Annotated in this window: 21 protein-coding genes and 8 tRNA genes; 12 read left to right on the plus strand and 17 right to left on the minus strand. The window is 61.5% G+C overall.

The genetic code is table 11. The features are described 5' to 3' along the window. Positions 1 to 10 precede the first annotated feature (10 nt). The 5 genes from JF545_RS08825 to rnr all read right to left on the minus strand — a co-directional run bounded on the left by JF545_RS08825 (position 11) and on the right by rnr (position 5,092). Complete coding sequence (locus JF545_RS08825) at positions 11 to 862, minus strand: hypothetical protein (protein WP_206941378.1); 852 nt, start codon at positions 860 to 862, stop codon at positions 11 to 13. Positions 863 to 873: 11 nt separating this feature from the next. Further along, positions 874 to 1,101, minus strand: a complete 228-nt coding sequence (rpsR, locus tag JF545_RS08830; RefSeq protein ID WP_016853668.1) for a 30S ribosomal protein S18 — start codon at positions 1,099 to 1,101, stop codon at positions 874 to 876. A gap of 45 nt (positions 1,102 to 1,146) precedes the next feature. After that, positions 1,147 to 1,518: a 30S ribosomal protein S6 gene (gene rpsF / locus JF545_RS08835; RefSeq protein ID WP_206941380.1), complete on the minus strand. Its 372-nt coding sequence runs from the start codon at positions 1,516 to 1,518 to the stop codon at positions 1,147 to 1,149. Positions 1,519 to 1,811: 293 nt separating this feature from the next. After that, the gene (gene rlmB, locus JF545_RS08840) at positions 1,812 to 2,516 is read right to left on the minus strand and encodes a 23S rRNA (guanosine(2251)-2'-O)-methyltransferase RlmB (RefSeq protein ID WP_242520778.1); all 705 of its coding nucleotides are present in this window, start codon (positions 2,514 to 2,516) and stop codon (positions 1,812 to 1,814) included. Positions 2,517 to 2,659: 143 nt separating this feature from the next. Beyond that, entirely contained in the window at positions 2,660 to 5,092 is a 2,433-nt protein-coding gene (gene rnr / locus JF545_RS08845; protein ID WP_206941382.1) for a ribonuclease R, read from the minus strand. 240 nt (positions 5,093 to 5,332) lie between these two features. Here rnr and JF545_RS08850 point away from each other — a divergent pair. From JF545_RS08850 to JF545_RS08860, 3 genes are all read left to right on the plus strand, one after another. Continuing rightward, positions 5,333 to 5,419, plus strand: a tRNA-Leu gene (locus JF545_RS08850). A 74-nt stretch (positions 5,420 to 5,493) separates the two neighbouring features. Continuing rightward, positions 5,494 to 5,580, plus strand: a tRNA-Leu gene (locus JF545_RS08855). Positions 5,581 to 5,656: 76 nt separating this feature from the next. After that, a tRNA-Leu gene (locus JF545_RS08860) sits at positions 5,657 to 5,743 on the plus strand. 123 nt (positions 5,744 to 5,866) lie between these two features. Here JF545_RS08860 and JF545_RS08865 read toward each other — a convergent pair. Both JF545_RS08865 and JF545_RS08870 read right to left on the minus strand, forming a co-directional pair. Further along, positions 5,867 to 6,739, minus strand: coding sequence for a DNA/RNA non-specific endonuclease (locus tag JF545_RS08865; RefSeq protein ID WP_347401321.1), 873 nt, complete (start codon positions 6,737 to 6,739; stop codon positions 5,867 to 5,869). Between the two features lie 69 nt (positions 6,740 to 6,808). Continuing rightward, entirely contained in the window at positions 6,809 to 7,084 is a 276-nt protein-coding gene (locus JF545_RS08870) for an Lrp/AsnC family transcriptional regulator (protein WP_206941383.1), read from the minus strand. Positions 7,085 to 7,399: 315 nt separating this feature from the next. Here JF545_RS08870 and JF545_RS08875 point away from each other — a divergent pair, with 315 nt between their 5' ends. Next, a complete protein-coding gene (locus JF545_RS08875; RefSeq protein ID WP_206941385.1) occupies positions 7,400 to 7,714 on the plus strand; it encodes a high-potential iron-sulfur protein in 315 nt (104 codons plus the stop codon). Positions 7,715 to 7,819: 105 nt separating this feature from the next. On the opposite strand, the gene JF545_RS08880 is transcribed toward JF545_RS08875, so the two are convergent. The 10 genes from JF545_RS08880 to JF545_RS08925 form a co-directional block, all read right to left on the minus strand. Next, entirely contained in the window at positions 7,820 to 9,385 is a 1,566-nt protein-coding gene (locus JF545_RS08880) for a SpoVR family protein (RefSeq protein WP_206941386.1), read from the minus strand. Positions 9,386 to 9,566: 181 nt separating this feature from the next. Further along, positions 9,567 to 10,865 carry a YeaH/YhbH family protein gene (locus tag JF545_RS08885; protein WP_206941387.1) on the minus strand — a complete coding sequence of 433 codons (1,299 nt, stop codon included), beginning with the start codon at positions 10,863 to 10,865 and terminating at the stop codon, positions 9,567 to 9,569. Between the two features lie 63 nt (positions 10,866 to 10,928). Beyond that, a complete protein-coding gene (locus JF545_RS08890; protein WP_206941388.1) occupies positions 10,929 to 12,851 on the minus strand; it encodes a PrkA family serine protein kinase in 1,923 nt (640 codons plus the stop codon). Positions 12,852 to 13,263: 412 nt separating this feature from the next. Then, positions 13,264 to 15,276: an NADPH-dependent 2,4-dienoyl-CoA reductase gene (locus tag JF545_RS08895; RefSeq protein ID WP_206941389.1), complete on the minus strand. Its 2,013-nt coding sequence runs from the start codon at positions 15,274 to 15,276 to the stop codon at positions 13,264 to 13,266. Between the two features lie 322 nt (positions 15,277 to 15,598). Then, positions 15,599 to 15,675 (minus strand) — tRNA-Asp (locus tag JF545_RS08900). A gap of 3 nt (positions 15,676 to 15,678) precedes the next feature. Then, positions 15,679 to 15,755, minus strand: a tRNA-Val gene (locus tag JF545_RS08905). A gap of 64 nt (positions 15,756 to 15,819) precedes the next feature. Continuing rightward, a tRNA-Asp gene (locus tag JF545_RS08910) sits at positions 15,820 to 15,896 on the minus strand. A gap of 28 nt (positions 15,897 to 15,924) precedes the next feature. Continuing rightward, positions 15,925 to 16,001: transfer RNA gene (locus JF545_RS08915), tRNA-Asp, on the minus strand. Positions 16,002 to 16,041: 40 nt separating this feature from the next. After that, positions 16,042 to 16,117, minus strand: a tRNA-Val gene (locus tag JF545_RS08920). A 218-nt stretch (positions 16,118 to 16,335) separates the two neighbouring features. After that, positions 16,336 to 17,046, minus strand: a complete 711-nt coding sequence (locus tag JF545_RS08925) for an alpha/beta family hydrolase (protein ID WP_206941390.1) — start codon at positions 17,044 to 17,046, stop codon at positions 16,336 to 16,338. Between the two features lie 165 nt (positions 17,047 to 17,211). Here JF545_RS08925 and ccoN point away from each other — a divergent pair, with 165 nt between their 5' ends. The 8 genes from ccoN (at position 17,212) to ccoS (ending at position 25,189) form a co-directional block, all read left to right on the plus strand. Beyond that, positions 17,212 to 18,636 carry a cytochrome-c oxidase, cbb3-type subunit I gene (gene ccoN / locus JF545_RS08930; RefSeq protein ID WP_206941391.1) on the plus strand — a complete coding sequence of 475 codons (1,425 nt, stop codon included), beginning with the start codon at positions 17,212 to 17,214 and terminating at the stop codon, positions 18,634 to 18,636. A gap of 23 nt (positions 18,637 to 18,659) precedes the next feature. Continuing rightward, positions 18,660 to 19,277 carry a cytochrome-c oxidase, cbb3-type subunit II gene (ccoO, locus tag JF545_RS08935; protein ID WP_206941392.1) on the plus strand — a complete coding sequence of 206 codons (618 nt, stop codon included), beginning with the start codon at positions 18,660 to 18,662 and terminating at the stop codon, positions 19,275 to 19,277. A 2-nt stretch (positions 19,278 to 19,279) separates the two neighbouring features. Beyond that, on the plus strand, positions 19,280 to 19,492 hold the full coding sequence (locus tag JF545_RS08940) for a cbb3-type cytochrome oxidase subunit 3 (protein ID WP_206941393.1): 213 nt from the start codon (positions 19,280 to 19,282) through the stop codon (positions 19,490 to 19,492). After that, positions 19,489 to 20,421 carry a cytochrome-c oxidase, cbb3-type subunit III gene (gene ccoP, locus JF545_RS08945; protein WP_206941394.1) on the plus strand — a complete coding sequence of 311 codons (933 nt, stop codon included), beginning with the start codon at positions 19,489 to 19,491 and terminating at the stop codon, positions 20,419 to 20,421. Before JF545_RS08940 ends, ccoP begins: the two co-directional genes overlap by 4 nt. A 127-nt stretch (positions 20,422 to 20,548) precedes the next feature. Beyond that, complete coding sequence (gene ccoG / locus JF545_RS08950; RefSeq protein ID WP_242520755.1) at positions 20,549 to 21,976, plus strand: cytochrome c oxidase accessory protein CcoG; 1,428 nt, start codon at positions 20,549 to 20,551, stop codon at positions 21,974 to 21,976. Next, positions 21,976 to 22,500, plus strand: coding sequence for a FixH family protein (locus JF545_RS08955; protein WP_206941396.1), 525 nt, complete (start codon positions 21,976 to 21,978; stop codon positions 22,498 to 22,500). Before ccoG ends, JF545_RS08955 begins: the two co-directional genes overlap by 1 nt. Next, complete coding sequence (locus JF545_RS08960; protein ID WP_206941398.1) at positions 22,500 to 24,953, plus strand: heavy metal translocating P-type ATPase; 2,454 nt, start codon at positions 22,500 to 22,502, stop codon at positions 24,951 to 24,953. Before JF545_RS08955 ends, JF545_RS08960 begins: the two co-directional genes overlap by 1 nt. Continuing rightward, a complete protein-coding gene (ccoS, locus tag JF545_RS08965; RefSeq protein WP_206941400.1) occupies positions 24,950 to 25,189 on the plus strand; it encodes a cbb3-type cytochrome oxidase assembly protein CcoS in 240 nt (79 codons plus the stop codon). The genes JF545_RS08960 and ccoS overlap by 4 nt, the downstream gene beginning before the upstream one ends. The last annotated feature ends 3 nt before the right edge of the window (positions 25,190 to 25,192 follow it).

Raw genomic sequence — 25,192 nt, forward strand, 5'->3', positions numbered from 1 at the left:
AACCTCTATGTCAGTTGCTGTGACCTAGACGACCGCGGAAATCCGCGAAGGTGTCGATCAAGGCCACAACCAGCACGATGAGAATCATGGGCCAGGTGGTGATCAGCAGCAGATAGAACGCGACCAGCCACAACCCGTTCATTCCCTTACGTCCAACTACACCATGTGTCAGGCCGATGCCCGCCATCAGTAGCGGTATCCAGGCCAGCATGCCGATGCCAGGCAGTCCAAGCAGCGAGCCAGCAATCACCAGCACCACCAGCAGAATCAGCTCCCGAGGGCTGAGCCGCATGGCGTGGAACTCTTCCCGAAAACCACCGGGGTTGTAGAGTCCCGCCTGCCAGCTACGGGCCAGTGCCAGGCAAGCCACGGAGGCCAGCATGACAACCAGGCCGGTGACCCCGCTGATGACCAGCTCGGCCAGCTGTGTGGGGTCGACGCCCTGGGCCGCCAGCTCGTCGAGCATGGCCGCTACCTCGGACGAGCTCTGACGCAGCTGATCCAGCATCAGGGCGGTGTCCGTCCGGGGCAGAAACACCCCGATCTGGATCATCGCCGCGCCCGCCAGAGACCCCAGGATCAGTGCTTCGCTCCAGCGCATGCGAGAGCGCAGCACGACCGCCATCAACAGCGCCAGCAAGGTCGTCGCCAGAGGAATCGGATCCCCTTGCGTCCACCACCAGCCCGCAGGAACCGCTGCGGCAGCAATCACCGGCAACGCCGGCGCCATGCCCTTGCGCAGCGTCACCAGAGCGGCGATAGCGGCGCCGAACCAGAACAGCCAGGGCACCGCAGACGCCACCAGGGCGACCAGCGCCGCCTGGGGCGTCCCTTTCATCGACCATCGGGCGACAGGCAGCATCGGTTGATGACTTACTGGTGGCTGTCGGTGTAGGGCAGCAGAGCCAGGTAGCGTGCGCGCTTGATCGCGGTAGACAGCTGGCGCTGGTAACGGGCCTTGGTACCGGTGATACGGCTGGGAACGATCTTGCCAGTCTCGGTGATGTAGGCCTTCAGGGTGTCCAGATCTTTGTAGTCGATCTGCTTCACGCCTTCAGCGGTGAAACGGCAAAACTTGCGGCGACGGAAAAAACGTGCCATGGAAAGACTCCTTATACGTGCGTTGCAGAACTAGCGATGCGCGGCTTAGGCGGATTCAGCGGTGCGCGGCTTTTCTTCGCGACGGGCACGCTTCTCTTCCACCGGCTTCATCATCGGAGACGCTTCGGTGATGGCTTCCTTGCAGCGCACCACCAGGCTGCGGATGATGGCGTCGTTGAAACGGAAGATGTTCTCGATTTCCTCGAGAGTCTCGCCGCTGCACTCAACGTTCATCAGCACGTAGTGGGCCTTGTGGATCTTGTTGATCGGGTAGGCCAGGTGACGGCGACCCCAATCTTCGAGACGGTGAACGGTACCGGAGTTCTCGGTGACGATGCTGGTGTAGCGCTCGACCATGGCCGGAACCTGCTCACTCTGGTCCGGGTGGACCATGAAGACGATCTCGTAGTGACGCATGGATTCTCCTTTCGGTTTGGCAGCTTCCGCAGGGGCCTGAGCGGGTGTCAAGAACATCGCTCGACGCCGGGGGAAGCAAGGAGTGAATAACAAATAACCTGTCCCGCGCAGAACGCACGGGCGCATGGATTCTACGGAGTCAAGAGGCGTGATGCAACCTGAACATCACTTTCCTCTCTTTTAGCCAGGTGGCGAGGACAGGCGGTCTTGCTAGCGCTTCTCTCTGTCACCTCTTTCTATCACCTCTTTCTACCACCTCTCTCCACCCTCCCTACCATCCCTATCTACCACTATCAGGACGATGAACGCTGTCGCACTGCCTCAAACAGGCAGATACCGGTAGCAACGGAGACGTTGAGGCTGGAGACCGCCCCGGCCATCGGCAGCTTGACCAGCGTGTCACAGGCTTCGCGGGTCAAGCGGCGCATGCCCTTGCCTTCAGCCCCCATGACCAGCGCCGTCGGGCCGCGCAGATCCGCCTCGAAGACGCTGCCTTCGGCTTCGCCCGCCGTTCCGGTGATCCACACGCCCTCTTCCTTCAGCCGCGCCATGGCCCGCGCCAGGTTGGTCACCTGATACACCGGCACACTTTCAGCAGCACCACAGGCCACCTTGCGCACCGTGGCATTCAGCGGCGCCGACTTGTCCTTGGGCACCAGCACCCCATGCACGCCAGCGGCGTCGGCGCTGCGCAGGCACGCTCCCAGGTTGTGCACGTCAGTGACCCCGTCAAGAATCAGCAGCAGCGGCGGTGTTTCCAGCGGCCATGCCTTCAGCTTATGCCAGAGCGACTCCTCGCTCTCCGGTGCCAACGGCGGACAGAAAGCGACGACTCCCTGATGGGAAGCCCCCTGGGAGAGGCGGTCCAGCTCGTCTCGGGGCACCGCTTTGACACGTGCCCCACGCTGACGCGCCAGCTCGATCAGGTCGTGCAAGCGTCGGCCCGCTTCACCTTCCTGCAGCCACAGCTCGCGAGGGGATTCGCCGCGATCCAACATGGCCCGGACGGCATGCACGCCAAAGACGCCATCGAGACCTGCGGGCGCCGCGGCGCCAGAACCACCCCGTGGCTGACGCTGACGTTGACGCTTGGATTCATGCTTGGCCACGCAGACCCTCCTGTAAACAGATCACGCTGGCGTTACCCCTTATGGCCATTGCCACGCGCATTGCGCCGAGGGCCACGACGACGACGCCCACCCTTCTTCTTCGGCGCCTCGGCCTCGGACGAGGCGCCATCCTTGCCACGCTTGCCGGCCTTGGCTTGACCGGTCTCGCTGGCCTTGCTCGCAGGCTCGCCACGACGCTTGCGCGGCGCGCGCCGAGGACGTGGCTTGTCATCGGCCATCTCGAAATCGATCTTGCGCTCATCCAGGTCGACCCGCGCCACCTGAACGGTCACCCCGTCGCCGAGACGGTAGCTGGTTCCCGTGCGCTCGCCCTTGAGGCGATGCTTTTCCGGCTCGTAGTGGTAATAGTCGGAAGGTAATGAGGTGACGTGCACCAACCCCTCGACGTAGACATCATCCAGCCGCACAAAGATACCGAACTGAGTGACGGAGGCGATGGTTCCGTCGTAGACCTCACCGAGCTTGTCGGACATGAACTCACACTTGAGCCAGTCCTCCACGTCGCGAGTGGCGTCATCGGCCCGACGCTCTGTCATCGAGCAATGTTCCCCCAGCTCCAGCATCTGCTCGAAGGTGTAGGGGCACCACTTGGTCGGCGGCTCCACCGGCGCACCCTCGGCCCGCAACACGGTATTGGTCTGGCGCGGACCGCGGATGACCGAGCGAATGGCGCGATGCACCAGCAGGTCGGGGTAGCGGCGAATCGGCGAAGTAAAGTGGGCATAGGCCGGATATGCCAGGCCAAAGTGCCCTTCGTTGTGCGGTGAGTAGACCGCCTGGCTCATGGAGCGCAACATCACTGTCTGAATGATGTCCGCATCGTCACGGCCCTTGATGGCCTCGGCCAGGTCGCGATAGTCCTGAGGCGTGGGCTCATCACCGCCACCTAGCGACATGCCGATCTCGTTCAGGAACAGCCTCAGCTTGTCCAGGCGTTCCGGCGATGGCCGCTCGTGAATCCGGTAAAGCGCTGGCAGGTCGTGCTTGTCCAGGAAGCGCGCGGTGGCCACGTTGGCGGCCAGCATGCATTCCTCGATGATCTTGTGAGCATCGTTGCGCGAGCGCGGCACAATCTTCTCGATCTTGCGTTCGTCGTTGAAGACGATCGCGGTCTCGGTGGTCTCGAAGTCGATGGCGCCCCGCTCGGTGCGCGCTTCTCGCAACAGCTGATACAGGCTGTACAGGTTCTTCAGCGACGGTACCAGCGCCTTGTACTGCTGTCGCAGCGCATCGCCCTCTTCTCCGTCATCCTGGAGAATGGCTGCCACCTTGTTGTAGGTCAGCCTGGCGTGCGAGCGGAAAACGGCCTCATAGAATCGATAGCGACTGATCGCGCCGGTCTTGGAAATGTTCAGCTCGCAGACCAGCGCCAGTCGATCCACGTCAGGGTTCAGCGAGCAGAGCCCATTGGACAGCAGCTCTGGCAGCATCGGCACCACCTGCCCCGGGAAGTACACCGAGTTGCCCCGAGCAATGGCCTCCTGGTCCAGCGGGCTGCCGGGACGCACGTAGTGCGAGACATCGGCAATCGCCACCAGCAGCTTCCAGCTTCCGGAACGCGTCTTGTAGGCACAGACAGCGTCGTCGAAGTCCTTGGCGCTTTCATCGTCGATGGTCACCAGCGGCTTGTCGCGCAGGTCGATGCGATGAAGCTTGTCGTCCTCCGCTACCTCAGCGGACATGCTGGCGATCTGATCGATGACATCCGGCGGAAACTCAGAGGGGATCTCGTAGCTTCGCAGCGCAATATCAATTTCCATCCCGGGGTCCATGCGCTCACCCAGCACCTCGATCACTTCCCCGACAGGCTGGACCCGGGTCTCCGGCTGCTTGACGATACGCGCCGAGATGACCTGCCCGTCCTGCGCTCCAGCGCAAGCACTGTGGGGAATGATGACTTCCTGGGTAATGCGGTTGTTCTCGGGAATCAGCACGCCGAACTCAGGCGTGTTCTCCCGATAGACGCCAACGATCGTCTGGGTGTTGCGCGCGATGACTTCCACCACCGTCGCCTCGTCGCGACCACGACGGTCACGCCCGCTGACCCGCACCAGCACATGGTCACCGTGAAACACTCGGCGCATCTGCCGAGGAGGCATGACCAGGTCAGGCTTCTTGCCATCATCGCGGACCAGAAATCCAAAGCCGTCGCGATGACCCAGCACCTTACCCTTGATCAGGTCCAGCTTATCGATCAGCGCATAGGCGCCCCGACGATTGCGCAATACCTGGCCGTCTCGCTCCATGGCGGAGAGGCGCCGGCGTACCGCTTCTCGAAGGTCTTCATCATCCAGGCCAAGCTGATCGCTCATCGCCTCGTGGGTCGTCGGCGTACCGATTTCCTCGAGTCGATTCAACAGATATTCACGGGAGGGAGCAGGCTTGTCGTACTTATGGGCTTCGCGGCTGGCGTGTTCGTCGGCGTCGAGCGTCCAATGGTTCATGCGGAAGGCATCCTTGACAGGGGCGAGGACGGCAGGAGTGCGCCGCCACCCGGGCGCGAGCGTGCGGTCTTTTCGAAATTGTCTCTTAACATGCGCGCAGTATAGCGCCAGCAGCGCCGTCACCCAACCATAAGCGCCTCCGGATACAGAGCTTACGCCATCAGTACGACGTTTTTTTCTCCCAGCAGCGACGCAAAAGGCTTGCAATATGCCAAAGTTTCGGTAACATACGCGCCACTTGCCCAGATGGCGGAATTGGTAGACGCGCTAGCTTCAGGTGCTAGTGTCCTTACGGACGTGGAGGTTCAAGTCCTCTTCTGGGCACCAAGATCCTTCGGGATCACGACGATGGAGATCGTCACGCTCTTTGATACATCGTTATCGGCAAAGCGCACGTGTTCGCCCAGGTGGCGGAATTGGTAGACGCGCTAGCTTCAGGTGCTAGTGTCCTTACGGACGTGGAGGTTCAAGTCCTCTCCTGGGCACCAACGATACATGCTGCGGCATGCATCGATGAACACAGGCCGAGCAGATAACGTAGATCACGAGCACACAACATGACATGCCCAGGTGGCGGAATTGGTAGACGCGCTAGCTTCAGGTGCTAGTGTCCTTACGGACGTGGAGGTTCAAGTCCTCTCCTGGGCACCAATGTCATGCAGCAACAGGATCAGACAGATCCAACAAGAATCCGCGCCCCGTCGCGGTTTTTTTGTGCCTGCCGTTCCAGCATCCAGCGTGTTAGCACCCGGTCTTTAGTCCCTAGCCCGTCGCTCAATCGAAACGCGACGGCAACTCAGCCACCTGAGACAGCGCCCAGTCGCCCACCCCCGCACGAGCCTCCCAGGCCGCCTCTTCCTGCGGGCCCAGCCGCGGAAAGAAATTCAGGCCCGTGATCGCTTCCACCTCGTCGATGCTGACAAGATAGCGAGACAGCGATTCATCTCCACGCACGTTCTGGGGCATCACAAAAGCGACTGCCAGAGGAGTCTCTCCGGGCACCACCACCACCTTGTAGAAGCCGATTGGCACCTCCACAAAGCTGACGCGATCCAGCAGTCGATCCAGGGAGAGATCGCTGACTCTGGTTTCTGCATAGACAGGCCCGGTGATGACCTGCAGGCGACCGAAGCGCGGCAGAAAATGGTCCATCACGACTTCTTCCAGGCGCTGCCATAGCTGACGGTTGAGGGCAGGCTTCTGCGGCATCATGTTGCTCATCAGGAAGCTGTCATGCTGAGCCTGCTCCCCCCAGACCTTGGCCATGGCATAGTTGGGAGCCAGGTGCCCACGGTCATATCCACTGCCAGCGTAGCTGGTCGTGCTGACGGGCCACAGCGTTCGCCAATCCTGTTCGAAGCCAGGGCGAGGCCCCACCTGGTGATCCGCCGACTGCCGCAGTTCATAGCTCGCCCACAGCGCACCAACGCGCAGATCAGACCATCCCAGCAGGTACCCTTCATTACGCAGCACACGGGTGAACGCCAGCGTGGACGGTTCCGCCCACTCGGTCACCCCCATCCAGCTCATGCGGTCGCGATAGCCCTGCTCGGTGGAGTACCACAGGACAACCCCAAGCACGGCGATGGCCAGCGAGGCCAGGAAATGCCGCGGCCGAGGTATCAGACGATCAAGCGAGAGATCCACACACTTCCTTGTTGGCAATGGTCAGGACGAACAATAGTCAGGACGAACAATGGTCAGCAGGGCCTGCCCTTACCAACCCAACGAAAACATGGTTTCCAGATCGTGGCGCGAGTGCACCTGAAGCGCATTGAGCGTTTCCGTGTCGGCAATGCCTTCTACTGCATTCAGGCGCCCGGTGACCAGCTCCGCCAGACTCTCGAAATCCCGTGTACGGGCAATGGCCACCAGATCATAGCGACCGCAGGTCGAATAGACCTCGCTGATCCCTTCCACCTCGGCCAGACGCTCGGCCACCGCCTTGACCTGCCCTTTCTCGGCATTGATCAGAATCACAGCATTCTGCATGATCACGCTCCTTTCCCATCGCTCCACGCCAACGACTCAGGACGCGGATGTTAAACATGGTGGTTTGGCAACGCAGTATATCAGCGCCTCCTCACCACCTGCACCGCCGACTGCGCGGACCGCTTTTTTCGCGGCGGATTGCCGCACTCACAACGAGACGATTCGCCAAGGCTCAACGGCTTAGCTAATCTTGCAAGGCAGCGCCATCAAGAGCGCACGAGCAGGCTGCCAAGGCATCCTGACTCACCAAGACCGGCCCATCGCGGGCCTGACCATGACCGTATGACGCTCATCTTCCGACAATGAGGAGTCCCCATGACCAAGCACAGCCGTCGTGCCTTCCTGCGCACCAGTCTGCTGGGCATCGCCGCTCTGCCGCTGGGTGCTGGTGTCCTGTCTCGCACTGCGCTGGCACAGAGCCTGCCTCGCCTGAGTACCGACAATGCCCAGGCCAAGGCTCTGGGATACGTCGAAAAGGCCAGCGATGCCAGCGGCAATGCCGCCTACGAAGACGGAGAGCTCTGCTCGAACTGCATGTTCTTCAATGCCGAAACCGAGGGCTGTCAGCTATTCCCGCAGAATAGCGTCGCCCCAGGCGGATGGTGCCAATCCTGGACGGCCAAGCCATAAGGCTCCGTGCCGAGGTCCGGTACTAAGCAAGAAGAAAGAAGGCAAGAAAACACGCCGCCGCAAAGCATCACTTTGCGGCGGCGTGTCGGTTATCTGCTGTCGGCGTCAGGCGGATTCTTCGCTGTCCGGCAGCGGCCACTGGTAACGTCGCACCACTTCATCACCATCGAAGGACTCCAGCTTGACCGGAAAGCCCCATAGCTGGTGAAGGTGTCGGATCACAGGGTAGACGCTGCGCGCCAACGGACGCCGCTGATCCTGCACGTGCCTGAGTGTCAGCGAACGATCTCCTCGAATATCGGCCTCGAACACCTGAATATTCGGCTCCCTGAGTGACAAGGCGTACTGCGCGGACAGCGCCTCACGGACCCGCCGGTAGCCCCGCTCGTCATGAATCGCTGCCACCTCGAGCATGTCCTCCTGATCATCATCGACCACCTGGAACAGCTTGAGCTGACGAATCACCTTGGGTGATAGAAACTGCTGAATGAAGGACTCGTCCTTGAAGTTGCGCATGGCGAAATTCAGCGTTTCGCGCCAGTCGCTTCCCGCAATGTCCGGAAACCACTCCCGGTCCTCGTCATCAGGAGACTCGCAGAGGCGCTTGAGGTCGGTGAAGATGGCGAAGCCCAGCGCATAGGGATTGATCCCGTTGTAGTAAGGGCTGTCAAAGGCGGGCTGACTGACGACGGCGGTATGGGACTGCAGAAACTCCAGAATCAGGCCTTCGTCCACGGCCCCTTCGTCGAACAGCCGATTCATCAGCGTGTAGTGCCAAAACGTCGCCCACCCTTCATTCATGACCTGGGTCTGCCGCTGAGGATAGAAATACTGGGCCAGCTTACGCACGATTCGCACGACCTCCCGCTGCCAAGGCGCCAGCAAGGGTGCATTCTTCTCGATGAAGTACAGCAGATTTTCCTGTGGCTCGGGGGGATAACGCCCGCCACCGTGTAGCCCCAGCGGGTCATCGTCGGAAGACACAGGCGGCACCTCGATGCCGGCGTCACCCATGGGAATTGTCCGCCACAGGGTGTTCACCTGAGCCTGGAGATAGTCTTCACGCTCCTTCTGCCGTCGAGCCTCCTCCTCCGGCGATACCGGAGACGGCCGCTTGTAGCGATCCACCCCATAGTTCTGCAGCGCGTGACAGGCGTCGAGCAACTGCTCGACGGCCTGCACACCGTGACGCTCCTCGCACTGACTGATGTACTTGCGTGCAAACACCAGGTAGTCGACGATCGAAGAGGCGTCGGTCCAGGTCCGAAACAGATAGTTGCCCTTGAAGAAGGAATTATGGCCGTAGCAGGCATGCGCCATGACCAGTACCTGCATCATCAGGGTGTTCTCTTCCATCAGATAGGCGATGCAGGGGTCGGAGTTGATCACCAGCTCATAGGCCAGCCCCATCTGCCCACGACGATAGGCCTGCTCGACGGCCAGGAACTGCTTGCCGAACGACCAGTGATGGTAGCCCACAGGCATGCCCACGCTGGCGTAGGCGTCCATCATCTGCTCCGTGGTGATGATCTCGATCTGATTGGGGTAGGTGTCCAGTCGATACTCGTCCGCAAGCCGAGCGATCTCGGCCTCGAACTCGGTCAGGTCGTCGAAGCTCCAGTCCGAGCCGGTCGCAATGGGCTTGGCGTGACGTTTGGTCAAGGCGGTCATGGCAATTCCTCTTCGTCCAAGGCGCTGCTCGTCCAACATGCTTCGCTTGCAAGGGAGTCCGCTTGCAAGACACGGCTGTGGCTAGGGGTTTACCTGGCGAGGTGCTTCAACACACGGCACGCCCTTCACCGTGCTCCCCTTTGCCAGTCCCGCTGCCGCCGTAGGGCAGACCTGCGCCTGCCTACCCCCTTGCCGCACTGTCCGCACGGCGCTTGAACAAGGCCCGGAACACCGGATAGATGTCCCCGGGTTCAACAATCTGACGCATGGCAAAGCGGTCGGGATAGGCGGCCTCGACCCGCTCGTATTCTTCCCATAGTGCCTGGTGAGCGTGAGGCGTGATTTCCACATAGGTGAAGTACTGCAGGCGCCCCATCAGCGATTTGGTCAGCAGCTCCCGACAGTTGACCGAGTCATCGTCCCAGTTATCGCCATCCGATGCCTGGGCCACGTACAGGTTCCACTGGCCGGGGGGATAGCGCTTGTCGATGATCTCGTCGACCAGGGTGAGCGCACTGGAAACGATGGTGCCGCCCGTCTCCCGTGAGTAGAAGAATTCCTCCTCATCGACTTCCTTGGCGGCAGTGTGGTGACGCACAAAGACCAGCTCGACCCGCTCGTAGCTGCGCTCGAGAAACAGGTAGAGCAGCAGGAAAAAGCGCTTGGCGATATCCTTGTGGGCCTGGGTCATCGAGCCCGATACATCCATGACGCAGAACATCACGGCCTTGCTGGACGGCTGAGGCTGGTTGATCAGATGGTTGTAGCGAAGATCATAGGTATCGATGAAGGGAACCGCCTCCAGACGCCGCTCTAGGCGCTCGATCTCGGCCTTCAACTCCTGGATGCGAGCGGGATTCTTGAGCACGGGATCCTTGCGCTCCTCGACTTCCAGCGCTTCCTGAGCTTCCCGCAGCGCGCGACGAATCGGTGCACGCATGGCAATTCGACGGGCCTGAGCTTCTCGCATCGAACGCACAATGTTGATCCGAGCCGGCACGCCATCTCTCGAGACCCCGGCGCGCACGGGGCGCACTTCTTCCACATCCACCAGCGGCTTGCGCTCCAGATGGGGCAACTCGAGGCCATCGAAGACAAACTCGAGGAACTCCTCCCGGGTCAGGGTGAAGGCGAACTCATCCATGCCCTCCCCCTGGTTGGAGGCGCCACCCTCTCCACTGCCATCGCCACCACCGCCCCCGCCGTCTGGGCGACGCAGGCGATCACCTTCCTGAAACTCGCGATTACCGGGTGCGACAATCGAACGTCGCCCACCGCTGCCGTGCTGGAACACTGGCTCGGAGATATCGCGACTGGGGATGGAAACCTTTTCGCCTCGCTCCATATCGGTGATGGAGCGACGGTTGACGGCCTCCTCGACGGAGCGCTTGATATGGGCGCGATAGCGGTCAAGAAAGCGCTGGCGATTGACCGCGCTCTTGTTCTTGGCGTTCGCTCGTCGATCGATGAAGTAGGTCATGGGACCTCCTGGGCGCAGTCGACAAGGGTGTCCGGCGCCGGGCCTGGCCCGGCGCCTTCACGGCTACTGCGACTTGCGCACTCTCAGGTACCACTCCGACAGCAGGCGCACCTGCTTCTCGGTGTAGCCTCGATCCTTCATCCGTGCCACGAAATCCTCGTGCTTCTTGATATCCGCAGAGGACGCCTTGGCATTGAAGGAAATAACGGGCAGCAACTCCTCGGTGTTGGCAAACATCTTGTGCTCGATGACACCACGCAGCTTCTCGTAGGACTGCCACCCCGGGTTCATGCCGTTGTTCTGGGCACGCGCCCGCAGCACGAAGTTGACCACCTCGTGACGGAAGTCCTTGGGATTGGAGATGCCCGCCGGCTTCTCGATCTTTTCCAGCTCATCGTTAAGCGACTGGCGGTCGAACAGCTCGCCGGTCTCGGGATCCCTGTACTCCTGGTCCTGAATCCAGAAATCCGCATAGGTGACATAGCGATCAAAGATGTTCTGACCATACTCGGAGTAGGACTCCAGGTAGGCGGTCTGAATTTCCTTGCCAATGAAGTCCACATAGCGCGGCGCCAGGTACTCCTTGATATAGCGCAGATAGCGCTCGAAGGTCTCCTTGGGCAGCTGCTCCTGCTCAAGGCGCTGCTCGAGCACGTACAACAGGTGCACCGGGTTGGCCGCCACCTCGTGATTGTCGAAGTTGAAGACCTTGGACAGGATCTTGAAGGCAAAGCGCGTGGACAGACCATCCATGCCTTCATCGACGCCGGCGCTGTCGCGATATTCCTGAATCGACTTGGCCTTGGGATCGGTGTCCTTGAGGTTTTCACCGTCATAGACCCGCATCTTCGAGTAGACGCTGGAGTTTTCCGGCTCCTTGAGACGCGACAGCACCGAGAACTGGGCGAGCATGCGCAAGGTATCCGGTGCACAGGGCGCCTCATTGAGCGACGAATGCTCCAGCAGCTTCTTGTAGATGTTGATTTCCTCGGACACCCGCAGGCAATAGGGCACCTTGACGATATAGACGCGGTCGAGGAACGCCTCATTGTTGCGGTTGTTGCGGAACGCCTGCCACTCACTCTCGTTGGAGTGCGCCAGCACGATGCCATCGAAGGGAATCGCGCCCATGCCCTCGGTGGGGTTGTAGTTCCCTTCCTGGGTCGCCGTCAGTAGGGGGTGCAGCACCTTGATGGGCGCCTTGAACATCTCGACGAATTCCATCAAGCCCTGATTGGCCCGGCACAATCCTCCGGAAAAGCTGTAGGCGTCAGGATCATCCTGGGAATACATCTCCAGCTGGCGGATATCGACCTTGCCCACCAGGGACGAGATATCCTGGTTGTTCTCGTCACCCGGCTCGGTCTTGGCGATGGCGATCTGGTTGAGGCGCGAGGGGTACAGCCTGACCACCCGGAACTGCGAGATATCACCGCCGGACTCCTTCAGCCGCTTGGCGGCCCAGGGCGACATCACGCTGCGCAGGTAGCGAGCGGGGATACCATACTCTTTCTCGAGCAGCTCTCCGTCTTCCTCTGGCGAGAACAGCCCGAGCGGAGACTCGTGCACCGGCGACCCCTTGATGGCGTAGAACGGCACACGCTCCATCAGCAGTTTGAGGCGCTCGGCCAGGGATGACTTGCCGCCCCCCACGGGGCCAAGCAGGTAGAGAATCTGCTTTTTCTCCTCCAGCCCTTGGGCGGCGTGACGGAAGTAGGCCACGATCTGCTCGATGGCCTCCTCCATGCCGTGAAACTCACTGAACGCCGGATACCGACGTATCACCTTGTTGGAGAAGATTCGCGCCAGTCTCGGGTCCTTGGCGGTGTCAATCACCTCAGGCTCACCGATGGCCTCCAGCATTCTCTCAGCCGCACTGGCGTAGGCGGAAGGGTCTTGACGGCAGAGTTCCAGATATTCCTGCAGGGACATTTCTTCCTGCTGGACGCGAGCGAAGCGGTTCTGCACGTGGTCGAAGATGCTCATCGATGCCTCCTGTGATGCCCGGGACTCGCTCTTGGCTCTCAGGCCTTTCCCGTCAGCCAGCGCCAGTCACGAGTGGGTACTCTCAGCGTAGAACAGCATTAGCCAAAAACGATGTGCAGGTCTTCAACGCTGAGCGTCCTTACCTATAAGAACTCTTGCCAGCAGAAGCGTTTCGTTGTCCAGACGAAATTCGGCGTAAGAGGGACCATGAACATGATAAGCGAGGTATTCACTAGCCGTGAAAGCGACGCCCGCCGCTTGATCACGGGGCTCGTCACTGTCTACCGCGCCATCTTGCCGCAGCCACCAAAATTGCACACAACGGCACACTTCTTAAGTAATTTTCATCACGCTTGCCTGGGGCGCGAGCCAGATCCTGATGGGCTGGCCCGACGCCACCAGAATGACGGCTCTAGAAGGACGCCGCCAACCTCACCCCCTGGTCAATGGCACGCTTGGCGTCGAGTTCGGCCGCCTCATCGGCACCGCCGATGATGGAGACAGCGACACCCGCCGCCTCGAGGGGCGCCACGAGTTCGCGCACCGATTCTTGACCGGCACACACCACGACCGTATCCACCTCCAACACACGCGGCTCGCCCTCGACGCTCAGGTGCAGCCCTTGATCATCGATATGCCGATACTCGCAGCCAGCCATCGCGGTCACACCTCGATGACGAAGGGATGCCCGGTGCACCCAACCTGAGGTGGTGCCCAACCCCTTGCCCGGCTTGGACGTCTTGCGCTGAAGCAAGTAGACCTGTCGTGGCGACTGCGGCCGGCGGGCCGGCTTCAGCCCCCCTGGCGTGCTGACCTCAAGATCCACCCCCCACTCGTCGCACCAATCCTGCAACGGGTCATCACCAGGAGCCGTATGGGTCAGCAACTCCGCCACATCGAAACCGATACCGCCAGCGCCGATGATGGCCACCCGGCGCCCGACACGCTGAGGAGCATCGATGGCCTCGGCGTAACTCATCACACTAGGATGATCACTGCCGGGCAACGCCAACGGTCTGGGTCTGACGCCGCTGGCCAGCACCACACGATCGAAGGCCAGGAGATCGTTGACACCCGCCTCGCAGGAGAGCCTGACGTCGACTTCCAGCTTGTCCAGCATCACCTGGAAGTAACGCAGCGTTTCGTCAAACTCTTCCTTGCCGGGAATGCGGCGCGCAAAATTGAACTGCCCACCCAGGATTGGCTGACGTTCGAACAGGGTAACCCTGTGCCCACGCTGCGCGGCACTGACTGCCGTGGCGAGCCCTGCAGGACCACCACCCACCACCGCCACGGACACTGGCTGGTCAGCGGGTTCAAGCGTCAGCTCCGTTTCATGACAGGCGCGGGGATTGACCAGACAGGACGTCAGCTTGCCCTGGAACGTATGGTCGAGACAGGCCTGGTTACAGGCGATACAGGTATTGATCTCGGCAGCACGCCCCTCCCTCGCCTTGCTCACCCATGCCGAATCCGCCAGCAGCGGACGCGCCATGGACACCATGTCAGCATGTCCGTCGCGCAGCACCCGCTCGGCCACATCCGGCATGTTGATGCGATTGGTGGTGATCAACGGGATCGAGACGGCGTCTTTCATGCGTCGCGACACCTCGGTGAAAGCGGCTCGCGGGACGCTGGTCACGATGGTCGGGACTCGCGCTTCATGCCAACCGATGCCGGTGTTGATCACGTTGGCACCGGCCGCCTCAACCGCCTGGCCCAGCGCAATGACCTCGTCGTAGGTACTTCCGTCCTCCACAAGGTCGATCATCGACAGTCGGTAGATCAACAGGAAACGCTCTCCCACCGCCGCACGGACGCGGCGCAGAATCTCCAGCGGGAAGCGACAGCGATTGTCGAAGCTGCCCCCCCAGCGATCCTCGCGCACATTGGTTCGGCGGCAAATGAACTGATTGATCAGGTAGCCCTCGGAGCCCATGATCTCGACGCCGTCATAGCCTGCCTGCTGCGCCAGACGCGCGCAGCGCACGTAGTCCTCGATCTGCTGCTCGACCTCATCGTCACTGAGCGCTCGCGGCTGGAAGGGGTTGATGGGAGCCTGCAGCGCCGAAGGGGCTACCAACTCCGGTGAATACGCGTAGCGCCCCGCATGCAGAATCTGCATGCAGATGCGGCCCCCCTGTGCATGTACCGCCTCGACAACACCGCGGTGATCATCGAGCTGCTCAGCCGAGGTCAACTGCGACGCCCCCTGAAAAACGGCGCCCTCCGCATTCGGTGCAATGCCACCGGTCACGATCAGCGCCACGCCTTCGCGAGCACGTTCGGCGTAAAAGGCGGCCAGACGGGAAAACCCCTGCGGCGCCTCTTCCAGATTGGTATGCATGGAGCCCATCAACACGCGATTGGGCAATTCCAGGTGCCCCAGTCTCAGTGGGGCCAACAGGTGGGGATAGGCGGTCACGGCACGGTCCTTGGCAGCCTTGGCTGCAATCTTGTTGTCGTGAGGTCCGGAGCTGGCACTGCATCAGGGCAGCCAGTCTACGGCTATTTTCAAACAACTGTATGATAGCGAGTCAATCCTCGCCACCCCAGAAAGGCAAAAAGCAGCGACACGATGCGAACCCCGCCAGCGCCATGGGCTAGCCCATAGCGTCAGTGTGGTGTAAACGCCTTGAGGAGACCCATAACGAGAAAAGCCCCGCTGCAGAAGCAGCGGGGCTTTTCGGAATAACTGCCGGCAACGTGACCGGACTTTTTTCCAGCGTGTGCTGGGTCGAGCGAAATGGCGGACCGGACGGGACTCGAACCCGCGACCTCCGGCGTGACAGGCCGGCATTCTAACCAACTGAACTACCGGTCCGCGTGGTGGGTGATACCGGATTCGAACCAGTGACCCCCAGCATGTGAGGCTGGTGCTCTAACCAACTGAGCTAATCACCCACATCATTTCACACGGTGCGATGCCTCAAGTTTCCTGGAGCTCATCGACTTTGGCGTGTCATCGTGGCGGACCGGACGGGACTCGAACCCGCGACCTCCGGCGTGACAGGCCGGCATTCTAACCAACTGAACTACCGGTCCACATTGATGACGATTCGAGAAGTGACGTTGGCGGACCGGACGGGACTCGAACCCGCGACCTCCGGCGTGACAGGCCGGCATTCTAACCAACTGAACTACCGGTCCAACGTCTACAACTCTACGTGTCCAGCCATCACCAAGGTGATGGTGGGTGGTACAGGGTTCGAACCTGTGACCCCCAGCTTGTAAGGCTGGTGCTCTCCCAACTGAGCTAACCACCCCTGGTCACGTGGCGCTGCATTCTACAGAACATCGGGGGGATGTCAACGCGGCCAAACCATCTTTCTCGTTTTTTTTGTCGCCTATTTTGCCCGTGCATTCATCGACTTGGGCGGAAACGCAGGCGGCACAAGGGCTCACGAGATTCAGCGGCCCTCCGCAACGAGCCAAAACAGCCGTAAAAAAAATGGCGAGACCCATCCCCCTGACCGTAGCGGCCTCAATTCACCTGCATCAACGTTGCTGTGCATTTTGCCGCGCGCTGCATCAGTTCGTCTCGTGTCACGCCGCTGGCACGCCGGGTCAGCCAGTCGTGATCACCGTCCTCCAGCCATTCGACGGTGGCCACCTCGGGCAAATCATAGCCTTGCACTTGCTCGAGGGTGCCAAACGGATCTCGGGTGCCCTGCAGCACCAGCGTTGGACACTTGAGGCGAGGCCAGTGCGCCAGGCGAAGTCGTTCGGGCTTGCCCTGGGGGTGAAAGGGATAACCCGCTACCACCACTCCAGGTGCCGTCTCCTCGGCCGCCAGCAGGGTCGCCACACGCCCACCCATGGACTTGCCCCCCAACCATAGGCGGCCAGGCACGCTATGCGACAAAACGTCACGCCAGGTGCGCAGCTCATCGACCAGAACATCGACCTTGGGCGGCGGGCGCCGGCGCCCAAGCGCCTTCATCTGGCGCATGTAGGCGAATTCCACTGACAAGGTGGCCACACCGGCGTCGGCCAGCGCCTTGCGCCAGGCGACCAGAAAGGGTGAATCGTGCCCAGCGCCTGCGCCATGCGTCAAAAGGAGTAGGTCGTCACTGGCAGGGCCCGCCAGGATGCAGGGTCCAATGCCCTCCCATTGCCCGTACTGTTCTCCGTGAAACGGGCTTTGCCGGCGCAATTCCTGACCAAAAATGTCGGATAAAAAATTTTCAGACATGGACAAATTTCCAAAGTTCACTGCCACCAGTGGCTAAGTGCCAGCCCTAGCCGTGCTGGTCTAGAATTCTGAATGGTTGTTGATCTGCATCATTCTGAGACTGCCGCTGGGTAGGCACTATGGCCGGGGGATCGTCCCCTTTACGCGATCGATGGGAACCTGATCATGAGCACAGCATTTGAACATCCGACCTACAACTACAAGGTGGTCCGGCAGTTCTCGATCATGACGGTGGTATGGGGCATCGTGGGCATGGCCCTCGGTGTCATACTTGCTGCCCAACTGGTCTGGCCGGAACTCAACCTTGGCTTGCCCTGGACAAGCTTTGGTCGGCTTCGCCCCCTGCACACCAACGCAGTCATCTTTGCCTTCGGCGGATCCGCGCTGTTCGCGACCTCCTATTATGTGGTCCAACGCACGTGTCAGGTAAGGCTGATCAGCGACAAGCTGGCTGCCTTTACGTTCTGGGGCTACCAGGCCGTCATCCTCTGCGCCGTCGCCACCCTGCCCCTGGGCCTCACCGAGGTCAAGGAATACGCCGAGCTGGAATGGCCCATCGACATTCTGCTCGCCGTCGTCTGGGTGTCCTATGCCATCGTTTTCCTCGGCACGGTCAAGATTCGAAAAACCTCGCATATCTACGTGGCCAACTGGTTCTTCGCCGCCTTCATCCTGACGGTGGCGGTGCTGCACATCGTCAACAGCGCGGCCATTCCCGTCACCGCCACCTACTCCATCTCCCTCTACTCCGGGGCCATCGATGCCATGGTGCAGTGGTGGTATGGCCACAACGCGGTGGGCTTCTTCCTGACCGCCGGCTTCCTGGGAATGATGTATTACTTTGTGCCCAAGCAAGCCGAGCGCCCGGTCTATTCCTACCGTCTGTCCATCGTCCATTTCTGGGCATTGATCATGGTGTATATGTGGGCCGGCCCGCACCACCTGCACTACACCGCGCTGCCTAACTGGGCCCAATCCCTGGGCATGGTCATGTCCATCATCCTGCTGGCCCCCTCCTGGGGCGGCATGATCAACGGCATGATGACCCTGTCGGGCGCCTGGCATAAGTTGCGTACCGATCCGACGCTGCGCTTCCTGGTGGTCGCCCTGTCCTTCTACGGCATGTCGACCTTCGAAGGGCCGATGATGGCGGTGAAGACCGTCAATGCCCTGTCTCACTACACCGACTGGACCATTGGCCACGTCCACGCAGGAGCGCTGGGCTGGGTGGCAATGATCACCATCGGCTCGATGTATCACCTGATCCCCCGCCTGTTTGGTCAGAGCGAGATGTACTCGGTCAAGCTGGTGGCAGTGCACTTCTGGCTGGCCACCATCGGCACCGTGCTGTACATCGCCGCCATGTGGGTCAACGGCATCCTGCAGGGCCTGATGTGGCGCGCCATCAATGCCGACGGCACGCTGATGTACACCTTCGTCGAGACCGTGGAGGCCAGCGGCCCCGGCTACATCGTGCGCCTGATCGGCGGTCTGTTCTGGGTGACCGGCATGCTGATCATGGCCGTCAATGTCGCGATGACCGTCAAGGGTTCCGCCAAGAGCGGTGCTCCCCTGCCACAGACCGCCTGAGTCAATGAAGGACCGAGACTGACATGAGACACGAGATCATAGAAAAGAACGTCGGCCTGATGGCGGTGCTGGTGCTGGTGGTGATCAGCTTTGGCGGCCTGGCCGAGATCGTGCCGCTGTTCTTCCAGAAGCAGACGACCGAGCCGGTGGATGGCCTCAAGCCACTGACGGCGCTGCAACTCGAGGGCCGTGACATCTATCGCCGGGAAGGCTGCGTCGGCTGCCACTCGCAGATGATTCGTCCCTTCCGAGCGGAAACCGAACGCTACGGCCACTACAGCGTGGCAGGCGAATCCGTCTACGAGCACAACTTCATGTGGGGCTCCAAGCGAACCGGTCCAGATCTTGCCCGCGTCGGCGGTCGCTACAGCGACGACTGGCACCGCGCGCACCTGTACAACCCGCGTGACGTGGTGCCTGAGTCGATCATGCCGGCGTATCCCTGGCTGTTCGAGAACACTCTGGACGGTGAGGACACCCCAGCCAAGATGCGCACCCTCCAGACCCTGGGCGTGCCCTATACCGACGAACAGATCGCCAGCGCGACCAGCGATGTTCGCGGCGAACGGGAGATCACCGCGCTGGTGGCCTACCTGCAGCAGCTTGGCACCGTACTGCCCAACTCGGCAAAGAGCCCGTAACCATGGATATCGGAACCTTTCGCGGCATTCTCACCGGCATTCTGCTGGTCGCCTTTCTGGGCCTGGTGGCCTGGGCGTATTCCAGCCGTCGCAAGCGCGAGTTCGAACAGGCAGCCAACCTGCCGTTCGCGGATGACGACGAGCAACCGAACCGTGACCGCATGGCCGAGCAACAGGCCGATTCCCGAAAGGACAGGGGAGAAAAGAACACATGAATACACTCTGGGGTGATGCCCTCTCAGGCTTCTGGAGCGCCTGGATCATCGTCATCACGCTCGGCACGATTGGCTTCGCCTTCTGGCTGCTGTGGGCCAATCGCAAGACCGACAAGCGCCCTGATGCAGACGGTACTGTCGAGACCACTGGCCATACCGCCGACGGCATTGCGGAATACGATAACCCGCTGCCACGTTGGTGGTTCCAGCTCTACGTTGCCACCGTGATCTTTTCACTTGGCTACCTGGTGCTTTATCCGGGCCTGGGCAATTTCGCCGGCGTGCTGGGCTGGAGTCAGGAAGGCCAGTGGGAGAAAGAAGTGGCCCAGGCCGAACAGCGCTTCACACCAATCTTCGAGAAGTATCAGGAAATCCCGGTGCCGGAGTTGATCAAGGATGCCGAGGCCATGCAGATTGCCGAGCGTATCTTCCTCAACAACTGCGCGATCTGCCACGGCTCGAATGCCAAGGGCGGCTACGGATTCCCCAACCTGACTGACACGGACTGGCTGTACGGGGGCGAGCCCGAGCACATTGTCGCCACCATTGAGAACGGTCGGAACGGACTGATGCCCTCGTGGCAGCAACTCGGCGCCGACAACATCGAGAACCTGACTCAGCATGTGCTGTCGCTGTCCGGTCAGGCCGAAGATGCCGAGCGCGCAGACAAGGGGGGCGCGGTGTTCGGATCGGTGTGTGCGGCGTGTCACTCGCCTGACGGTACCGGCAACCAGGCGCTGGGAGCTCCCAACCTGACCGACGAGACCTGGTTGTACCAGGCACCGGGACAGAGCCTGGCCGACTCGATTCGCCAGACGCTGCGTAACGGCCGCAATGGCCATATGCCTGCCCAGGCCGCTTACATCGGCGAGGAGCGCGTGCATCTGGTGGCGGCCTACGTCTACAGCCTGAGCCAGCCTGCGCAGTAATCCACAAGAGGGGGCCACCCCCGTATCCAGTGCGGCCAAGCGCCGCACTGGCCTCTCACCTACCTGACGATCGCTAGACTGACCGTCGTCACAACGACGAATGATCGGTCAGCGATGCGAGCCTGCCATGAGCGACAAGATACCCACCCACGATGTGACCGACAGCGCGGTATCCCATCACACACCCGAAGACCCCTCGTCACACAGCATGTACGAGAGCCGCCGTCATATTTACGTACGCGAGATGAAGGGCGTCTTTCAACGGGCCCGGCGTGCTGCCAACTGGGCGCTGATGCTGGGATTTCTGCTGTTGCCTTGGGTGCCATGGGGAGACCGTCCCGCGGTCTGGTTTGACCTGCCGGGTCGCGAATTCCACATCTTTGCGGCGACCTTCTACCCTCAGGAGTTCGTGCTGCTGTCCTGGCTCTTGATCATCTGCGCCTTTGGCCTGTTCTTCATCACGGTGTTTGCCGGCCGGGTATGGTGTGGCTACACCTGCCCCCAGAGCGTCTGGACGTTTCTGTTCATCTGGGTCGAGCATCGTGTCGAGGGGCCACGCAACCGCCGCATCAAGCTGGACAAGCGCGCCCTTGATGCCGATAAGCTCCTGCGCAAGAGTGCCAAGCACGCGATCTGGCTGATCATCGCTGCCGCCACCGGCATCACCTTTGTCGGCTACTTTACGCCCATCGAGGGCCTGGTCGTCGACCTGGCCACCCTGTCAGCCAACGGCTGGTCCTACTTCTGGGTCGGCTTCTTCATTGTCTTCACCTACCTCAACGCTGGCTGGCTACGGGAGCAAGTGTGTCTGTACATGTGTCCTTATGCCCGCTTCCAGTCGGTGATGTTCGATCGCGATACGCTGATCGTCTCCTACGATTATCATCGAGGTGAGCCCCGTGGCCCCCGCAAGCGCAGTGCCGACCCCACCGAGCAGGGACTCGGCCACTGCATTGACTGCGAACTCTGCGTCCAGGTCTGCCCTACCGGCATCGACATTCGCGATGGCTTGCAGTATCAGTGCATCACCTGCGCCGCCTGCATTGATGCCTGCGACAGCGTCATGGACAAGATGGGCTACCCTCGGGGTCTGGTTCGCTACACCACCGAGCATGCCCTTGACGGCAACAAGACCCATTTGCTCAGGCCACGCCTGATCGGCTACCTGGTGGCGTTGCTGGTGATGATCGGGCTGTTTATCTCGACCCTGGCCGACCGCACCCCGCTGGACGTCGACGTCGAGCGCGATCGGGCGCGGCTGTTTCAGACGCTGAGCGATGGGCGTATCGCCAACTCGTACGCCATCACCGTGCGCAATCTCGACAATCAGGCACACCGCTATCTGATCGAAGTCACCGGCATCGAGGGCCTGCAGAGCGATACCGAGTCACTCGAGGTACCCGCCAACGCGTCCCGGCAGCTGGTGATGACGCTGAGCGTAAATCCTGCTTTGATGGAACAGCGTAGCGCCGACATCAGCGTCCGCCTGCACGCTGAAGACGATCCCTCGGTCGCGGTGGAACGCGAAAGTCGATTCATAGGAGTCACCCCCTGATGTCTTCGTCCGATCCCCAGGTGCCGCCCTGGTACAAGCAGTTCTGGCCCTGGTTTCTGATTGCTTTGCTGCTGTCGTCGGTCACCTTCAGCATGGTCTACCTGGCGCTGTCGATCCGCTATTTCGATGGCTCGGTACCGGACGACTATTACAAGGAGGGGCTGGCGATCAATGTTCAGCTGGAAAAGCAGCAGCGCGCCGAAGCCCTTGGGCTGGCAGCCGATCTGCGGATCGATGCCACCACCGGGGACGTGGTCGTCCAGCTGCTCGGCGAAGAGCGCCCCGAGCGCCTGCAGCTGGAGCTGAAGTTTCCCACCGATGGGGATCGCGACCGCCTGCTGACCCTGAGCCATACCCGTAGTGGGCAATATGTTGGCACCCTGGAGCGCAACCTTCGCTACCGCTGGTACCTGCAGCTCCAGCCATGGATCGAGGACGGCAGCGGCGATGATGCTGCATGGCGCTTGACCGGCGAGGCCGAATTCCCGCGAGACGGCACCATTCACCTGACGCCAGGTCTGTGATGCCGGCTACCGATACTCCGCGGTCCTGCTACCACTGCGGCGCCACGGTGGAAGCAGGAGCCCCCTGGTCGATCACCATCGATCAGCAAGCGCACCCCCTGTGCTGTCCCGGATGCGAAGCCGTGGCTCACGCCATTGTCGACGGTGGCCTCGATAGCTACTACCGCTTTCGCACCGCCATGCCTGAGCGTCCCTCGGCCACGCCCGCGGACGCCGAACGCTACCAGGTCTTCGATGACCCCGGCCTGCAAGCCCGATTCGTGCGCCAGCGCGACGGGCATCAGGTCGCCACCCTGGCGGTGGACGGCATCACCTGCGCCGCCTGCGCCTGGTTGATCGAGCATCGCCTGAACGCTCTCGATGGTCTGGCCAGCAGCGCCGTCAATCTGTCGCAACATCGCCTGCAGGTGAGCTGGGACCCGAGCCAGCTGACGCTGTCACGCATTCTTGCCGAGATGGCGGCCATCGGTTACCCCTCGCAACCCTACGAACCCGACCAGGCTCAACTGCGCCTCAAGCACCAGTCGCGCCAGATGGTTCGCCGCTTGATAGTGGCAGCGGTAGGCATGATGCAGGTGCTGATGTTCTCGATCCCCCACTACGTCGACAGCGGGGACCTCAGCGCCGATTTCGACCAGCTGTTTGCCTGGCTATCACTGGCGCTGACGACGCCTGTCGTGCTGTATGCCGCTCAACCGTTCTTCCTGGGCGCCTTGCGGGACGTACGCTCGCGCATACTCGGCATGGATGTTCCCGTCTCCCTGGCCATCGGTGGCGCCTACCTGGCGAGCTGCTGGTCGGTGGTCAGCCAATCGGGAGATCGCTACTTCGATTCGGTCAGCATGTTCACCTTCTTCCTGCTGTTCGGTCGCTACCTGGAATCCCGCGCCCGCGCCCACTACGGGCGCCAGGGCAACGTTCTGGCCAGCGCCTTGCCCAGCGCTGCAGTGCGCGTCGAGGCCAATGGCGACGAACGGGTCATTCCCGCCAGCAAGCTCGAACCGGGTGATCGCGTGCGCGTCAGTCCTGGCTCACTGATTCCGGCTGACGGCGTCCTGACATCAGGCGTGGCACAGATCGACGAGTCGCTGCTGACCGGTGAGTCGCTGCCCTCACTACGACGACAGGGCGATATCGTTCACGCTGGCACGCTGTGCATCGACAGCCCGGTGGAGCTCGACGTCCTGCGTGTCGGGGACGCGACCCGCGCAGCTGGCATCCTTGACCTTACCGACCGAGCCTTTGCCCATCGCCCGCGTATCGCCAAGGTGGCAGAGCAGGTGTCTCACCGCTTTGTCCTGAATCTGCTGATCATCACCACCCTGGTCGCCATGGCCTGGTGGTGGATCGACCCCAGTCGCAGCCTGTGGGTCACTCTGTCGGTACTTGTCGTCACCTGTCCCTGCGCCTTGGCACTGGCCACGCCTACCGCCTTGACCGTCGCCCACGGGCGTCTGCGTCGCGCCGGCGTGCTGGTCGCTCGCGCCGATGCGCTGGAAACCCTGGCCCGCCTCGACCGCATCATCTTTGACAAGACCGGCACCTTGACTCGAGGTCAGCTGCGCCTGGCCGAGCACCGACGCCTCACGGCAGACTGCCTTGCAGACATCGACCCTCGTCAGCTGGCCGCTGCGTTGGAAGTCGGCTCGGAGCACCCGGTCGCCCATGCCTTCCGGCCCTGGCGCGACGCCCGAGTCACGGCCAGCGACATTCGCAACGTCCCCGGTCAGGGCGTGGAAGGTTACGTGGCTGGGCAGTGTTGGCGCCTTGGACGCCCGGACTTTGCCCTGGCCAGCCAGCCCCCCCTCGACATACCAGGCGACGGCCTGTGGCTGCTGCTGGCATGCGAGGGGCAGGCTGTCGCCTGGTTCCAGCTACACGACCAGCCCCGCACAGACGCCGCCATGACCCTTGCGGCTATCCGCGAAGCGGGTATCGAGATCGAGATCCTGTCCGGCGATCGCCCCGGCAACGTTCAGCCCCTGGCCGATCAGCTGGGGGTAGCGCAGTGGCACGGCAACGCCAGTCCCGAGGACAAGCTCACATTGGTCCGCAAGCGTCAGCAAGCGGGAGAGGTCGTTGCCATGGTGGGAGATGGCATCAACGATGTGCCCGTTCTGGCCGGGGCGGATCTCGCCATTGCCGTTGCTGGCGCCAGTGACCTGACACGCACTCGCGCCGACCTGATCTTGCTCGGCGAGCCGCTGGAGCGTATCGTCCAGGCTATCCATAGCGCACGCCAGACGCGCCGCATCATTCGCCAGAACCTCGCCTGGTCAGTGCTCTACAACGTCGTCGCGCTGCCCGCCGCCGCGTTGGGCTTCGTGCCTCCGTGGCTCGCCGCCATCGGCATGTCGATCAGCTCGCTGCTGGTCATAGGCAATGCCCTTCGCCTGAGACGCGCGGCGCCGCCATCACCCTCACGTCTTGCCGTAGCGGCGCATGCTCAATGAACATTCTCTATCTGTTGATACCGCTGTCGCTGATCCTGTTGAGTCTGGCGGTATGGGCGTTTTTCTGGGCGGTCCGCAACGATCAATTCGACGATCTGGAGGGTCCTGCCTATCGCATCCTGTTCGAGGACGAAGACCCGCCGACATCGAACCCATCCAGAAAGCCGGCAAAAGAGACACCGGTCGATGACACAACAGCCGACGAACATGATTCCACGCCACCCCCTGGATCCTGAGCA

Origin of the sequence: Halomonas litopenaei (genome assembly GCF_017303055.1) — a bacterium.
GTDB lineage: Bacteria > Pseudomonadota > Gammaproteobacteria > Pseudomonadales > Halomonadaceae > Halomonas > Halomonas litopenaei_A.